10 protein-coding genes are annotated in these 15,614 nt (G+C 69.8%); 1 reads left to right on the top strand and 9 read right to left on the bottom strand.

All coding sequences use genetic code 11. The annotated features are described in order from the left end of the window. Positions 1–20 precede the first annotated feature (20 nt). The 3 genes from A5680_RS10430 to mshB form a co-directional block, all read right to left on the bottom strand. Positions 21–2,639, bottom strand: a complete 2,619-nt coding sequence (locus A5680_RS10430; protein WP_082970329.1) for a bifunctional FO biosynthesis protein CofGH — start codon at positions 2,637–2,639, stop codon at positions 21–23. Between the two features lie 94 nt (positions 2,640–2,733). Further along, positions 2,734–3,195, bottom strand: a complete 462-nt coding sequence (locus A5680_RS10425; protein WP_055398826.1) for a hypothetical protein — start codon at positions 3,193–3,195, stop codon at positions 2,734–2,736. 93 nt (positions 3,196–3,288) lie between these two features. Continuing rightward, positions 3,289–4,203 (bottom strand): N-acetyl-1-D-myo-inositol-2-amino-2-deoxy-alpha-D-glucopyranoside deacetylase, encoded by a 915-nt coding sequence (mshB, locus tag A5680_RS10420; RefSeq protein WP_067818933.1) that lies wholly within the window; start codon positions 4,201–4,203, stop codon positions 3,289–3,291. A 56-nt stretch (positions 4,204–4,259) separates the two neighbouring features. On the opposite strand from mshB, the gene A5680_RS10415 reads away from it, so the two are divergent. Then, positions 4,260–4,874, top strand: coding sequence for a TetR/AcrR family transcriptional regulator (locus tag A5680_RS10415; protein ID WP_055398831.1), 615 nt, complete (start codon positions 4,260–4,262; stop codon positions 4,872–4,874). An 18-nt stretch (positions 4,875–4,892) separates the two neighbouring features. On the opposite strand, the gene A5680_RS10410 is transcribed toward A5680_RS10415, so the two are convergent. From A5680_RS10410 to A5680_RS10385, 6 genes are all read right to left on the bottom strand, one after another. After that, positions 4,893–6,770, bottom strand: a complete 1,878-nt coding sequence (locus tag A5680_RS10410) for an ABC transporter family substrate-binding protein (protein ID WP_197280994.1) — start codon at positions 6,768–6,770, stop codon at positions 4,893–4,895. Between the two features lie 45 nt (positions 6,771–6,815). After that, positions 6,816–8,705 (bottom strand): translational GTPase TypA, encoded by a 1,890-nt coding sequence (gene typA / locus A5680_RS10405; RefSeq protein WP_067818930.1) that lies wholly within the window; start codon positions 8,703–8,705, stop codon positions 6,816–6,818. Positions 8,706–8,847: 142 nt separating this feature from the next. After that, a complete protein-coding gene (narI, locus tag A5680_RS10400) occupies positions 8,848–9,579 on the bottom strand; it encodes a respiratory nitrate reductase subunit gamma (RefSeq protein WP_055398947.1) in 732 nt (243 codons plus the stop codon). Further along, a complete protein-coding gene (gene narJ / locus A5680_RS10395; protein WP_067818927.1) occupies positions 9,572–10,228 on the bottom strand; it encodes a nitrate reductase molybdenum cofactor assembly chaperone in 657 nt (218 codons plus the stop codon). Before narJ ends, narI begins: the two co-directional genes overlap by 8 nt. Further along, a complete protein-coding gene (gene narH, locus A5680_RS10390) occupies positions 10,225–11,841 on the bottom strand; it encodes a nitrate reductase subunit beta (RefSeq protein WP_067818924.1) in 1,617 nt (538 codons plus the stop codon). Before narH ends, narJ begins: the two co-directional genes overlap by 4 nt. Beyond that, positions 11,842–15,531: a nitrate reductase subunit alpha gene (locus A5680_RS10385; RefSeq protein WP_067818921.1), complete on the bottom strand. Its 3,690-nt coding sequence runs from the start codon at positions 15,529–15,531 to the stop codon at positions 11,842–11,844. Between the last annotated feature and the right edge of the window lie 83 nt (positions 15,532–15,614).

Here is a 15,614-nt window from a genome sequence, read left to right as displayed (position 1 = left end):
CCGGTGACACGCAAGCGCCGCTACGCCGCCCGCGGGGCGTACGTCGTGGTGCGCTGACGCGCCGGGCGCCCGATCCCTTCGGCGATGGCCGTCAGCTCTTCGACGGTCTTGGCCGACCCGTGCTCCGAGCCGGCCATCCGCGAGATGGTCTCCTCCATCAGCGTGCCGCCCAGATCGTTGGCGCCGCCGTTGAGCATCACCTGGGTGCGCTCGACGCCCAGCTTCACCCAGCTGGTCTGAATTTGGGATATCCGGCCGTGCAACATGATTCGCGCCAGCGCGTGCACGGCCCGGTTGTCGCGGTGGGTGGGACCGGGCCGGGCGGCGCCGGCCAGATACAGCGGCGAGCTCTGGTGCACGAACGGCAGCGGCACGAACTCGGTGAACCCGCCGGTGCGATCCTGGATCCCGCGCAGCACGTTGAGGTGGGCGACCCAGTGCCGCGGGCTGTCCACGTGGCCGTACATCATCGTCGACGACGAGCGCAGGCCCACCTCGTGCGCGGTGGTGACGATGTCGATCCATTCCGACGTCGGCAGCTTGCCCTTGGTGAGCACCCAGCGCACCTCGTCGTCCAGGATCTCGGCAGCGGTGCCGGGGATGGTGTCCAGTCCGGCCTCGCGCAGGCTGATCAGCCACTCGCGCACGCTCAGCCCGCTCTTGGTCACGCCGTTGGCGATCTCCATGGGCGAGAACGCGTGCACGTGCATGGACGGCACCCGCGCCTTGACGGCGCGGACCAGATCGGCGTAGCCGGTGACCGGCAACTCGGGGTCGATCCCGCCCTGCATGCACACCTCGGTGGCGCCCTCGACGTGCGCCTCCCACGCGCGGTCGGCCACCTCTTGCGTCGACAGCGAATACGCGTCGGCGTCACCCTTGCGCTGCGCGAACGCGCAGAACCGGCAACCCGTGTAGCAGATGTTGGTGAAGTTGATGTTGCGGTTCACCACGAACGTCACATCGTCACCGACGGTGTCGCGGCGCAGCGAATCCGCCAGCGCGGCAACGGCTTCCAACGCGGGCCCGTCGGCGGTGGCCAGCGCCAGGTATTCGCCGTCGGTGCAGCCGGCGGGATTGCGCTCGGCCGCCCGCAGCGCGGCGAGCACGTCGGTATCGATGCGCTCGGGGGTCCGTGCGGCCAACTCGTGGACGTGGGCGCGGATCGATTCCCAGTCGCCGAACGCGCTGTCCAGGTCGCTGCGGGCTTCGGTCGCGCGGCCCTCGGTGTCGATCGCCTCGTTGAGGTCGGTCCGCCCGGCGGACGCGACGTCGTCGGGCTCCTGCCACGGCAGCCCCACCGGGTTGACGTCGCGGGCCAGCCCGGTAGCCGGATCGGCCAGCGCCATGACGTGGCCGCGCACCCGCGGGTCGATCCACGCCGCGCCCGCCTGCACGTATCTCGGCTGGGCGGTCAGCCGCTGCACCAGTTCGTATCCCGCCTCGGCGGTGACGTCGGCCAGCTCGTCGAGCGCGGGCCACGGCCGCTCCGGGTTCACGTGGTCGGGCGTCAGCGGCGACACCCCGCCCCAGTCGTCGACCCCGGCGCCGACCAGGGCCAGGCACTCGTCGCGGGACACCAGGTTCGGCGGCGCCTGGATGCGCATGCCGGGACCGAGCACCAACCGCGCGACCGCCACCGTCGCCAGGTAGTCGTCAATTCCCGCGTCCGGGACGGCGGCCATCGCGGTGTGCTCCTTGGCCCGGAAGTTCTGCACGATCACTTCCTGGACGTGGCCGAACTCCTTGTGGGACTTGCGAATCGCGTGCAAGGTCTCGGCCCGCTCGGTCAGCGTCTCGCCGATTCCGACCAGCAGACCGGTCGTGAACGGAATGGACAACCGGCCGGCGTCGGTGAGCGTGCGCAGCCGGACCGCCGGATCCTTGTCCGGACTGCCGTAGTGCGCAAGCCCTTTCGTTTCGAACAACCGACGCGACGTGGTCTCGAGCATCATGCCCATCGACGGCGCCACCGGCTTGAGCCGCGCCATCTCCGACCAGCTCATCACGCCGGGGTTCAGGTGCGGCAGCAGCCCGGTCTCTTCGAGCACCCGGATCGCCATGGCCCGCACGTAGGACAGCGTGGAGTCATATCCGCGTTCGCCGAGCCACTGCTGCGCCTCCGGCCACCGGTCCTCGGGGCGGTCGCCAAGGGTGAAAAGCGCTTCCTTGCAACCAAGTTCGGCCCCGCGACGGGCGATGTCGAGGATTTCGTCGGGCTCGAGATACATCCCCGCCCCCTGCGCACGCAGCTTGCCCGGCACGGTGACGAACGTGCAGTAATGACACGTGTCGCGGCACAAATGGGTGACCGGGATGAACACCTTGCGCGAATAGGTGATCGGCAGCCCGCCACCGGGGCCGCGCCGGCCGGCCGACGTCAGGCCCGCGTCGCGCACCCGCGCCGCGCTCGCGCACAAAGCCGCGAGGTCTTCACCCCGCGCGGTCATCGCGACGGCAGCCTCATCGACGTTGAGCGCGACGCCGTCTCGGGCGCGGCGCAACACCCGCCGCAGCGCCGAGGCGCTGGTCTTAGGCGGAACCACAGGATTAGGAAGAGCGGTAGGCTCCTCGCCCGGAGTCAGCGGCACCTTCGTGTAACTTCCCCACGATCGAATTTCATCCGCGTGTCCCAACATGTGAAATTTTCTCCGACCCGTGCGGGCCCCGTCTGCGCAACAGTAAACAGTAGCGTCAGGGCCGCAACCCGGGACATCCCGGCCCGCGCGAACCTCAGGCCCCGCGACCCCGCCGCCACAGCACCCAGAACGGCGGCGCCACACCGAGCACGATCAGCAGCAGGGCCCCGTAGGCCAGCAGGCCGCGGCCGCCCAGGATGACGTCGTCCGCCGGGCCGCCCATGCTGATCACGGCCACGGTGAGCAGCCACGTCCACAACGGCAGCGCGGCCAGCCGCGACGACGTGGTCCACCGCCCGGCGGCCCACACCAGCGCGGCGTTGACCAAGCCGGAAATCAGGCCACTGATGGGAAACGGGACGGCCCCGATATAGGACGGCAGCAGCAGGGCCCCGGCAAGTGCGGAGAGGACCCCGTCGACCGCGAGCAGCGCCAGGACAACGAAACGTATCGCGGGGTCTGTCGCGCCGGCGTCCTCGGTGGATGCGGCGCGCGGCTTCGTTTCGGTCAGGTCGGGACGCTGTCGATGTTGGAGAGTATCGAGCCGATAACCCACTGCAGGCTGTCGAGCCGGTCCTGCCAATGCTGCTGATTAGGGTCCAGGTCGGGGTCCATGCGAAGTCCTTCCGTGGCTGCCTGATCGAAAAGCCTACCGCGTGTCGACCGCGCTGAAATCAAGCCCCGCAAGCAGATCTGTTTCCCAGCCGCGCTCGTCGCGCTCGCCCGCCGCGCCGGCGGCCAGCACATAGTGCTCCTCCGCCACGATCGGCAGCGCCATGTTGTTCGACAGCGCACAGGTCCGGCCGGTCGGGCCGATGACCACCTGGGTGGCGTGCGCGGCCAGTGCCGCCCGCTTCGCCTCCCACGCCAGCGGACCCGCCTCGACGACGGCGTCGATCTTGTCGTCCGAATAGCCGAAGTCGAACTCGTCGCGCGGCGGAATCGCCCAGTGCGGCAGCAGATCGTTGTCGTCCAGCGTCTCCCACGCGGCCTCGAAGGCGCTCTCGGCCACCACGGTCCAGTAGAACTTCGGCACCGTCCATGGCTCGCCCGGAAAGTCGCCGGAGCCGGCCTTAAAACCGGCAGCGGCCACGGCGGCCGTCGTGACCGTGTGGGCGTGGACGTGATCGGGGTGGCCGTAGCCGCCGCCCGGGTCGTAGGTCACGACCACGTGCGGGCGCTGCTCGCGAATGACCGCGACCAGCGCGCCGACGGTTTCCCGCTCGTCGGCGTCGATGAAGCGCTGGCGCCGTCGCGGGGGCGTGCCCCGCATGCCCGAGTCGCGCCAGCGCCCGGCGCCCCCCAGGTAGTGGGGCGCGTCGACGCCCAGCGCGTGCAGCGCCGCGGTGAGCTCGCCGATGCGGTAGCCCCCCAACTGATCCGCGCGGTCGACGGCCAGCTCGGCCCAGCGGTCCCCGATGACCTCGCCCTCCTCGCCGAGCGTGCAGGTGACGACGCGCACGTCGGCCCCGCGGGCCGTGTAGTGGGCGATGGTCGCCCCGTTGCTGAGGCTCTCGTCGTCGGGGTGCGCGTGGACGAACAGCAGCCGCGGAGTGTCGGGCATGACGGCACCCTACCCGCAGCAGTAGCGATAGGAACGCATGCGGCTACTATCGAGGAATGCCGCAGCTCACCCAGACCGCCCCGGCCGGCGGCCGGAGCCGCCGACGGGGCGAGGTCCTCGAACGGGCGCTCTACGAGGCCACGCTGGCCGAGCTGGCGGAGGTCGGGTACGGCGGACTGACGATGGAGGGAATCGCGGCGCGGGCCCACACCGGTAAGGCGGCCCTGTACCGGCGGTGGGCCACCAAGTGCGAGCTGGTGCACGCCGCGTTGGTGCACACCCTGCCGCCGTTGCCCGAGGCGCGGCCCGGCCGTTCGGCCCGGGAAAACCTGCTGACGGTGTTCACCGCCCACCGCGACGTCTGCGCCGGCAAGACCGCCTTCCCCGGCATGGCCACCGTCAACCAGCTGCTGCACGAGCCCGAGATGCGCGCGATCTTCGCCGACGCGGTGGTGGCGCCGCGGCTGCGGATCGTCGAATCGATCCTGCAGGCCGCCGTCGCGGAGGGTGACCTCGACCCGGACATGATCACCCCGCTGACCGCGCGCATCGGCCCGGCGTTGATCAATCAGCACTTCCTGCTGACCGGGTCGCCACCCAACCGGCGGGAGCTGGCGCTCATCGTGGATGCCGTGATGCCGCCGCGGGCGGCGCGAGCGGCCCTGGACTAGCGAGCCGCCGGGGCCGGGTCAGGGCCCGGTCTTGATCCATTGGCCGGCGTCGCCGACGATGCCGACCGGCACCGCACCCGACAGGCCCACGTTCTGCACGCTGGGGCCGGCGGCGACGATCGTGGTGTCCTGCAGGATCGGCAACACGGTGGACATGTTCCACAGTCGCGGCTCGACCGCGGTGATCACGTCGTTGATGTTCTTCGTCCCGTTCAGCGCGGCGTCGATGTTCGACTGGACGCTGCGATCGCAGATGCCGGTGAGGTTGGACGGCGCCTGCACCAGCGCGTTGGGGTCCGCCGGCCGGCTGGGCTGGGTCGACGGCGTGGTGGCGGGGGTGCCCGGCCGACCGGTCGTCGGGGCCGCCGAGGTGGGCGCCCCCGGGGACGTCGGCACCTGCGTGGACTCCAGCGCCGGGCAGCCGTACCGCGAGGCCAGCCGCGTGGCCAGGTTCCCACCCGCCTGATGCCAGCCGACGATCGCGTCCACCTGGTTGTTGTTCAGCGCGTCGCGATACAGCGTGACCGGGTCCAGCGCCAGCACGCTGGCCGCGATGCCGACGTTGCGCAATTGGTCGGCGGCGGTGTTGGCCACCGCGACCGACGTCGGGTCGTTCGCGGCCACGCCGATGACCAGCGAAAGTTGTTGGCCGTCCTTGCTGATCCGGCCGCGGATGACCTCGGGCGGTCCCCCGGTGTTCGTCGGGGTGGGCGCCGGCGAGCCCGACGCGTTGCCCTCGACCTTGTAGCCGGAGCCCTCCAGCAGGGCCAGCGCCGCCGGCGTCGTCATCGCGGGCGGCGCGGTCGGCTCGTAGCCCGGGTCGCTGGGCGCCCGGATCTGGGCCTGGTCCAGCGTGACGGTGTTGTCACTGCCCGCGCCCACCGCCGCGAGCAGGTCGACGTCCAGCAGCCCGAGGATCGCCTTGCGCACCTGCGCGTCGGACAGCTTGGGCTCGTTGGCGCGCAGCGTCAGCTGCATCACCCGCGGCGTCACGATCCGGGCCGTCCGCACGTCGGGGATGGCGGACAGCTGCGCGAACGCCGCGGAACCGCCATGCACCTGGGCCACCTGGGTGTCGCCGTTGCGCACCGAATCGGCCAGCGCGGCCGGCGCCCCGGCCCGCCGGAAGAGGATCAGCGCGGGCTTGGCCGGTGGGCCCCAGTAGCGGTCGTTGCGGGCCACCAGGATCTCGTCGCGCTGCGGATCGATGCTCTCGACCCGGAACTGGCCGCCGGTCACCGGAAGCGCCCGGGCCAGCCCGGCCGCGAAACCGCCCGGCACGTCCTTGACGATGTGCGCCGGAAGGAGGTTGGAGAACAGCTCCTTCCACGAGGGGTACGGCTGGGCGAAGGTGACCACCGCCTGCTTGCCGCCCTCGAGCGACTGCACGCCGGTGATGAGGTCGTAGCCGGCTGGGTCGACGACGCCGGGCTGGCTGACCATCTGGTGCCACAGGTACCAGAAGTCGTCGGCCGCGATCGGGGCGTTGTCCGTCCACTGCGCCTCCGGCCGGATCTTGTAGGTCACCGTGAACGGGTTCTGGTTGGTGACGTCGGCGGACTCCAGCAGAGTGGGGTCCATCTCCCAGCGCGAGCCCGTCGGCGTGGCGGGATCGGGCACCGGGCGGAACGCGCTCGGCAGGACCAGCGCGCTGATCGCCGCGTTCACCGGGGACAGGTCGGACAGCAGGTGCGGGTTGAAGCCGGCGCCGATCGAGTCGATGCCCATGATGATCTGGGTGGGCCGCGGCGGAGGTGGTGGCGAGTTGTGCGGCGTGTCGGTGCTCTGCGGCGCCGGCGGGGGGTTCACCGTGCACGCCGCGAGCGCCAGCCCGGTGAGCGAGACGAGCACGCCGACCGTCACGAATAGTCGGCGGACGCGGCTCGGCATGCCGATCAGGGTATCGAGCAGCTGCCCAGCAGCCCGCCCAAGCACGCGCGATCAACCCCGGGCCTTGGCCCGCGAGCGGCTGCGGGCCCGGGATGTGGCGTCCAGCTCCACCTTGCGCACCCGGACGATCTCCGGGGTCACCTCCACGCACTCGTCCTGGGCGCAGAACTCCATTGCCTGTTCCAGGTCGAGTTCGAGCGGCTTGGCCAGGGTCTCGATCACGTCCGCGGTCGAGGACCGCATGTTGGTGAGCTTCTTCTCCCGGGTGACGTTGATGTCGAGATCCTCGGCGCGCGGGTTGATCCCGACGACCATGCCCTCGTAGGTGTCCTGGCCCGGTTCGACGAAGAACTGGCCGCGGTCGGCGAGCTGAATCAGCGCGAACGGCGTGATGACCCCGGATCGGTCGGAGACCAGCGACCCGGTGTGGCGGGCGCGGATCTCCCCCGCCCACGGCCGGTAGCCGTCGAACACCGCGTTGGCGATCCCGGTGCCGCGCGTGATGGTGAGGAAGTCGGTGCGGAAACCGATCAGGCCGCGGCTGGGCACGATGAAGTCCATCCGGACCCAGCCCGCCGCGTGGTTGGTCATCTCCTCCATGCGGCCCTTGCGCGCGGCCATCAGCTGGGTGATCGCGCCGACGAACTCCTCGGGGCAGTCGATCGTCATCGCCTCGAACGGCTCGTGCAGCTGACCGTCGATCGTGCGGGTCACCACCTGCGGCTTGCCGACGGTCAGCTCGAAGCCCTCCCGGCGCATCTGTTCGACCAGCACCGCCAGCGCGAGCTCACCGCGGCCCTGCACCTCCCACGCATCGGGCCGGCCGATGTCCACCACCCGGATCGACACGTTGCCGACCAGCTCGGTGTCCAGGCGGTTGTGGACCATGCGCGCGGTCAGCTTGTGACCGGACACCTTGCCCGCCAGCGGCGACGTGTTGGTGCCGATGGTCACCGAGATCGCCGGCTCGTCGACCGTGATGCGCGGCAGGGCGTGGGCGTGGTCGGGGTCGGCCAGGGTGTCCCCGATCATGATCTCGGGCAGCCCGGCCACCGCCACGATGTCACCGGCGATCGCCTCGTCGGTGGGGCTGCGCTCGACGCCCTCGGTCGCGAGCAGCTCGGTGATCTTGGCGCTGGTGATCACGGGCAGGCCGTCGACCTCCCGCATCCAGGCGACCTGCTGGCCCTTGCGCAGCTTGCCGTTGTAGATGCGGATCAGGGCGAGCCGGCCGAGGAAGGCCGACGCGTCGAGGTTGGTCACCAGCGCCTGCAGCGGGGCCTCGGGGTCCCCCGACGGCGGCGGGATGTGCTCCATCAGCACGTCGAACAGCGGGTCCAGGTTGTCGCCGGCGGGTACCTCGCCGTCGGCGGGCTGCTCGGTGCTCGCGATGCCCGCGCGCCCGGACGCGTACAGCGTGGGCAGGCCCAGCGCGTGTTCGGCGGCCTTGGCGGCCTCGTCGTCGAGGTCGGACGCGACGTCGAGCAGCAGGTCGTGGCTGGCGTCGACGACCTCGGCGATGCGGGCGTCGGGCCGGTCGGTCTTGTTGACGACGAGGATCACCGGAAGGTGCGCGGTCAGCGCCTTGCGCAGCACGAACCGCGTCTGCGGCAGCGGCCCCTCGGACGCGTCGACCAGCAGCAGCACGCCGTCCACCATGGACAGGCCGCGCTCCACCTCGCCGCCGAAGTCGGCGTGCCCAGGGGTGTCGATCACGTTGATGACCGTGACGGTCCCATCCGGGTTGACGCGGTGCACCGCGGTGTTCTTGGCCAGGATGGTGATGCCCTTTTCCTTCTCCAGGTCACCGCTGTCCATGATGCGTTCCTGGGTGTCGTCGCCGCGGTGGTGCAGCGCCCCGGACTGCCGCAGCATCGCGTCCACCAGGGTGGTCTTGCCGTGGTCGACGTGGGCGACGATGGCGACGTTACGGAATGGCACGTCGGTGATTGTGGCAGCGCGGGGCCGTCAAAGGCGAACCGGCAGGTGCGGCCCGCCCGCCGTACGGTGTGCGTCCGGGGCGGCCCGTCGCGGCGTTTCGCCACCCTTACCGCGCACCGAAAGCCCTGGATGCACCCGGGCGCTACCAGCCCCGGCGGCGGGGCGCGGTGCCGACCAACTCGCCCTTGGCCGCCTCCTCGCGGCTGCGGTAGACGATGTAGGGCCGGAACAGGTAGGCGATCGGCGCGCTGAAGATGTGCACCAGCCGGGTGAACGGCAACAGCGTGAACAACACCATGCCGATCAGGGCGTGCAATTGGTAGTCCAGCGGCGCGTTGATCATCACCTCGCCGTGCGGCTGCAGGAGCCAGATCCGGCGGAACCACATGCCGACCGTGTAGCGGTAGTGGAACTCGCCGCCGTGCGGCCCGGTGCCGATCAGGTCGCAGTACAGGCCCACCACGATGGCCAGCACCAGCACGGTGTACATGATCTTGTCGTTGCGGGTGGTGGCCAGCGACACCGCGGGGCGGGTGAACCGCCGGTAGATCAGCAGGCCGATGCCGGCCAGGGTCGCGAAGCCGGCCAACGACCCGGCGATGACGGCCTGCAGATGGTAGAGGTGGTCGCTCAGTTTGAGCATTTGCGTCACCCGCGGGGGGATCAGCAGGCCCATCACGTGCCCGGCGAACACCGCCAGGATGCCGAAATGGAACATCGGGCTGGCCACCCGCAGCAGCCGCGACTCGTAGATCTGCGAGGACCGCGAGGTCCAGCCGAACTTGTCGTAGCGGTAGCGCCACCAGGTGCCGACGATCAACACCGACAACGTGACGTACGGCGAGATGTCCCAGAACAGCACGCTGTCAAACACCTTGCGCTCCTTCACGTCTGGGTGGCACGGTCAAGTTGAAGGGTTGCAGCCCAACGGCTTCGGCGGGCGGCCCGGCTTGGGCCAGGCGCTCCGCGCGGCGAACGTCGAAGTCGGTCGCCACGGGCAGCGTCGCGCACACCGCCGCCACGCATGCCTCATACGGCGACTCGGCGTCGGCGAGGGCGCCCCGCAACACGTCGAGGGGGACGCGGTGCTCGGTCAGCAGCCGCCGCCCGGCCTCGGGGTCGACGGTGGCCGCGAACTCGAGCACGACGGGCAGGTGGTCGGGCGCCTCGGAGCGCGGGGGCCGCACGCCCGCTTCCCGGTATGCGGCGGCGAACTCCACCATCTCGCGCCCGCGGTTACGGGTGTCCCCGGCGGTCCAGTACGTCAGGTACATCGTGCAGCGGCGCCGCATGTCGAAGGTCGCGACGTAGTCCATCGCGGCGGCCATCGGTTCGCGCGCGCGCAGTGCGGCCAGCGTCTGCCCGAGCAGCGCCGCCGCGGGCCCGGTGAGGTGGCCGAGCAGCTCCTCGACGGTGTCCAGCCGGGCCGGCAACTCGTCGTCCGGGTAGGCCAGCAGCAGCGACGCCGCCTGCCAGATCAGTCGGTCCCGCAGGGTGTCGGTGCGTCCGCGACGCAGCCTCATTGCCCCTTCCCCTGCGGAAACATCCCGGCGGGCACCTGGCCGCCGTCCCAGTTGAGCAGGTTCACCCGCCGCGCGCCGTTGGTGGTGGGCTCGCCACCGGGCCGCTTGAGCGCGTGGAACGTCTCCACGGAGACCGGCACCGGGTCACCCGAGGAGTACATGCCCGGCCCGCCGTCGCCGTCCAACGAGCAACCCATCTGCTCGAGGCCGCGGGCCTGCGGGCTGAAGGCGGTCGGAATGACATACCGCTCTTCGTATTTCGCGATGGCGAGCAGCCGGTACATCTCGTAGATCTGCTCCTCGGTCATCCCGACGGATTGCGGGATGTGCGGCTGCGTTTCACGCCCCAGGTTGATGTCGCGCATGTACGACCGCATGGCCGCCAGCCGCCGCAGCACGCCCTCGACCACGGCGGTGTCCCCGGCGGTGAACAGCTCGGCCAGGTACTGCATCGGGATGCGCAGCGCGTCCAGCGCGCCGAACAGGTTGCCCAGGTCCTCGCCGTCGTGGCCGTCGCGGCTCATCGCGTCGACCACCGGCGACAGCGGCGGGATGTACCAAACCATCGGCATGGTGCGGTATTCCGGGTGCAGCGGCAGCGCCACCCGGTAGGTGTTGATCAGCGCGTGCACCGGCGAACGCTGCGCGGCCTCGATCCACTCGTCGGAGATGCCGCCCGCGCGGGCGGCGGCGATCACCTCGGGGTCGTCGGGGTCCAACAGGATTCGGCGTTGCGCCTCGTACAGGTCCGCCTCGTTCTCCACCGACGCCGCCTCCAGCACCCGGTCGACGTCGTAGAGGACGAGGCCCAGATACCGCAGCCGCCCCACGCAGGTCTCCGAGCAGATGGTCGGCAGCCCGACCTCCATCCGCGGGTAGCACAGCGTGCATTTTTCGGCTTTTCCGGTCTTGTGGTTGAAATAAACCTTCTTGTAAGGACATCCGGAGACGCACATCCGCCAGCCGCGGCAGCGGTCCTGGTCGACCAGCACGATGCCGTCCTCGCTGCGCTTGTACATGGCGCCCGACGGGCACGACGCCACGCACGACGGGTTCAGGCAGTGCTCGCAGATGCGGGGCAGGTAGAACATGAAGGTCTCTTCGAGCTTGAGCTTGACCTCGTCGCTGACCTTCTTCAGGATCGGGTCGCCGGCCAGGATCTCCGGGGACCCGGCCAGGTTGTCGTCCCAGTTCGGCCCCCAGGACACCTTCATCGGCTCGCCGCTGATCAGGCTCTTGGGCGCGGCCGTGGGAAAGGTGTCGCCGGCGGGCGCCGTGGTCAGGTTCTCGTAGTCGTAGGTCCACGGCTCGTAGTAGTCGTCGATGATGGGCAACCGGGGGTTGGCGAAGATGCGCAGCAATTTGTGGATGCGGCCGCCGTCGCGCAGCCGCAGCCGTCCCTTCTTGTCGCGTATCCAGCCGCCCCGCCACCGCTCCTGATCCTCGTAGGTGCGCGGATAGCCTTGCCCCGGGCGGGTTTCGACGTTGTTGAACCACACGTACTCGGTGCCGCTGCGGTTGGTCCAGGCCTGCTTGCAGGTGACCGAGCAGGTGTGGCAGCCGATGCACTTGTCGAGGTTCATCACCATCGCAAGCTGCGCCATGACCTTCATCTAGTAAGTCACCTCCTGGCTGCGCCGCCGCACCACGGTGACCTCGTCGCGCTGGTTTCCGGTGGGCCCCATGTAGTTGAAGGCGAACGCGTGCTGGCCGTACCCCCCGGCGAGGTGGCTGGGCTTGATGCGGACGCGGGTCAGCGCGTTGTGGTTGCCGCCGCGCTTGTTGTTGGTTTCGGTGCGCGGGGTGTCGACCGTGCGTTCCTGCACGTGGTAGACGAACACCACTCCGTCGGGCATCCGGTGGCTGACGATCGCGCGGCACACGTAGATGCCGTTGGCGTTGACGGCCTCGACCCAATCGTTGTCGCGCACTTTGAGTTTGGCCGCGTCGCTGGGGCTCATCCACATCGTCGGCCCGCCGCGGGACAGCGACAGCATGTACAGGTTGTCCTGGTAGGTGGAGTGGAATGACCACTTCGAGTGCGGCGTCAAATACCGCACGGTGAGCCCGATCCCGTCGTCGGTGGGGCCGAGCTCGGGCTGGCCGAACAGCCGCGTCATGTCCAGCGGTGGACGGAACACCGGCAGGTGTTCGCCCAGCTCCTCCACCCAGTCGTGGGCCAGATAGAAATGCATCCGCCCGGTCAACGTGTGGAACGGCTTGAGGTTTTCGATGTTGATCGTGAACGGCGCGTAGCGGCGGCCGCCGGTTTCACTGCCCGACCATTCCGGGCTGGTGATCACCGGCACCGGACGCGCCTGGGTGTCGGCGTAGCTGATGCGCCGCTCCTCGCTGCCCTCGGCCAGGTGTGCCAGCCGTTGACCCGTCCTCTTCTCCAGTTCGCGGAAGCCCTCGACCGCGAGCCGGCCGTTGGTGGTGCCGGACAGCAGCAGCAGCACGTCGGCCATCCGCGCGGCCGTGGTGATCGCTGGACGCCCCGCCGCCGCACCGGAATTCATCACGCCGAACTTGGCGGCCAGCTCCTCGACCTCCCGGAACGGATGCACGGTGATGCCCTTGGTGGTCAGCCCGAAGGTGTCGACGAGCGGCCCCAGGGCCCGCCACTTGTCATAGACGGCGCCGTAATCGCGTTCCACCACGGTGAGTTTGGCCATGCTGCGCCCTGGCACCGGCGTCGCGCCGGTGTGCAGCCAATCTTCCTCGGCGCCGTCGGGATAGGCCATCGCGTCCGGGGTGTCGTGCTGCAGCGCGGTGAGCACCACGTCGCTGCGGGTGCCCAGGTGCCGCTTGGCCTGCGCGCTGAAGGCGCGCGCGATGGCGCCGAAAGCCTCGAAGTCCGAACGGGTTTCCCAGGGCGGATCGGTCGCGGCGCTGAAGGCGTGCACGTACGGGTGCATGTCGGTGCTGGAGATGTCGGCCTTCTCGTACCAGGTGGCCGCGGGGAGCACGACATCGGAGACCAGCGTCGTCGAGGTCATCCGGAAGTCGATCGACATCATCAGGTCGAGCTTGCCCTCGGGGATGTCGCCCTCGCAGACCACGTCGGCGGGCCGTATCCCGTCGGCCGGCGGCTCGGCCTGCACGTTGGAATCGGTGCCGAGCAGGTGACGCAGGAAGTATTCGCCACCCTTGCCCGACGAACCGATCAGGTTGGCCCGCCACACCGTAAGCACCCGCGGCCAGTTGACCGGGTTGTCGGGATCGGTGACCGACAGCTTGAGCGTGCGGTCGCGGAGCTGCTCGGCGACGTACTCGGCGACGTCACGCCCGGCGGCGCGGGCGTCGTCGGCGACGTCCAGGCTGGACCGGTCGAACTGCGGATAGAACGGGCTCCAGCCCATCGCCGTGGCCGAGGCCAGCAGATCCATGGTGTGCTTGCCCGCGAACCTGCCGCGCCCCAAGGGGCTGGCCAGCTTGTCCGCCCCGTAGCCGTCGTAACGCCACTGGTCGGTGTGCGCGTACCAGTAGGAGGCGCCCGGCACCTGCCGCGGCGGACGCACCCAGTCGGTGGCCATCGCCATCGTCTGAAAACCGGTGAGCGGACGCACCTTTTCCTGGCCGACGTAGTGTGCCCAGCCGCCGCCGTTGCGCCCCATCGAGCCGGTCAGCATCAGCAGCGCGAGCACCGCCCGGTAGATGGCGTCGCCGTGGAACCACTGGCAGATGCCGCTGCCCATGATGATCATGGACCGGCCCCCGGATTCCTCTGCGCTGCGGGCGAATTCCCTGGCCACGCGGATGGCCTGCGCCGCGGACACGCCGGTGATGGTCTCCTGCCACGCGGGGGTGTTCTGCTGGGTCGGGTCGTCGTAACCCGTGGGCCATTCGCCGGGCAGTCCCGGCCGGGCGACCCCGTATTGGGCGAGCATCAGGTCGAAAACGGTGCACACCCGGTGCTTGCCGACGCGGCGCACCGGAACGCCCCGCGCGACGGTGGCGCCTTCGCCGTTGATCGTGTCGAAGCTGGCCAGGTGCACCAGCGCGGTGTCGTCCGACCCGAGGACGCTGAGCGCCGGCTTCAGCTCGCCGAGGTCCAGGTTCCACTTTCCGACACCGTCCTCGCCGTACCGGAAACCCAGCGAACCATGTGGCACCGCAACCGAATTCGTCGCCTCGTCCCACACCGCGGGTTTGAGCGCCGCATTCTCGGAGCTCTTGAAGGCCTCGCCCAGGTCGGCCGCAGTGAGGTTCTTCCCCGGCACCAGCATCTCGCCGCGCTCTTCCAGTTTGATCAGGAACGGCAGGTCGGTGTAGCGGCGCGCGAAGTCGGCGAAGAACGGAATCTCCTTTTGCACATAGCATTCCGAGAGGATGACGTGCCCCATCGCCATGGCCAGCGCGCCGTCGGTGCCGGCCGCGCACGGCATCCACTCGTCGGCGAACTTGGTGTTGTCGGCGTAGTCGGGGCTGACGGTCACCACCTTGGTGCCGCGGTAGCGCGCCTCGGCCATCCAGTGCGCGTCCGGCGTCCGCGTGATGGGCACGTTGGAGCCCCACATCATCAAGTACGCCGCGTCCCACCAGTCGCCGGACTCGGGCACATCGGTCTGATCGCCGAACACCTGCGGCGAGGCCACCGGCAGGTCGGCGTACCAGTCGTAGAACGACGTCATCGGCGCGCCGATCAGCTCGAAGAACCGCGACCCGGCGGCGTAGGACACCATGGACATCGCCGGGATGGGCGAAAAGCCGGCGACCCGGTCGGGGCCATAGGTCTTGATCGTGTGGACGTGCGCGGCGGCGATCAGCTCGGTGGCCTCCGCCCAGGTGACCCGGACCAACCCGCCCTTGCCCCGAGCCCGCTGATAGCGCCGCCGGCGCTCGGGGTCGGCCTGAATGTCGGCCCACGCCAACACCGGATCGCCGAGGCGGGCCTTGGCCTCCCGGTACATCTCGACCAGCACGCCGCGGGCGTACGGATAGCGCACCCGGGTGGGCGAGTAGCTGTACCAGGAGAACGACGCCCCACGGGGGCACCCACGCGGCTCGTATTCCGGCCGGTCCGGGCCGACCGAGGGATAGTCGGTCTGCTGGGTCTCCCAGGTGATGATCCCGTCCTTGACGTAGATCTTCCAGGAGCAGGAACCGGTGCAGTTGACCCCGTGGGTGGAGCGCACCACCTTGTCGTGGCTCCACCTGTCGCGGTAGAACACGTCGGCCTCGCGGCCGCCCTTGCGCGTCACCGTGCGCAGGTCGGGCGAGAACTCGCCGGGCGTGAAGAACCGCCCGCTGCGCTCCAGCAACTCCTCGAGCGCGCCACCAACGTGTGGTGTGACAGTCAACAGCTACCCCTTCTACTTCGTGGGACACGCGTCGGGACCGCTGCTTCGATCCAGGTGCACCGAGCCGGAGAGTCGTCGGCCCG

This window comes from Mycobacterium sp. E2989, assembly GCF_001667595.1.
In the GTDB taxonomy this organism is placed as follows: domain Bacteria; phylum Actinomycetota; class Actinomycetes; order Mycobacteriales; family Mycobacteriaceae; genus Mycobacterium.
This window is presented reverse-complemented; position numbering and strand designations above follow the sequence as displayed.

Excerpts from the sequence above, each read along its gene's own strand:
- A5680_RS10430 (WP_082970329.1), bottom strand. The coding sequence starts at position 2,639 with ATGTTGGGACACGCGGATGAAATTCGATCGTGGGGAAGTTACACGAAG.
- mshB (WP_067818933.1), bottom strand. The coding sequence starts at position 4,203 with ATGCCCGACACTCCGCGGCTGCTGTTCGTCCACGCGCACCCCGACGAC.
- A5680_RS10415 (WP_055398831.1), top strand. The coding sequence starts at position 4,260 with ATGCCGCAGCTCACCCAGACCGCCCCGGCCGGCGGCCGGAGCCGCCGA.
- narJ (WP_067818927.1), bottom strand. The coding sequence starts at position 10,228 with ATGAGGCTGCGTCGCGGACGCACCGACACCCTGCGGGACCGACTGATC.
- narH (WP_067818924.1), bottom strand. The coding sequence starts at position 11,841 with ATGAAGGTCATGGCGCAGCTTGCGATGGTGATGAACCTCGACAAGTGC.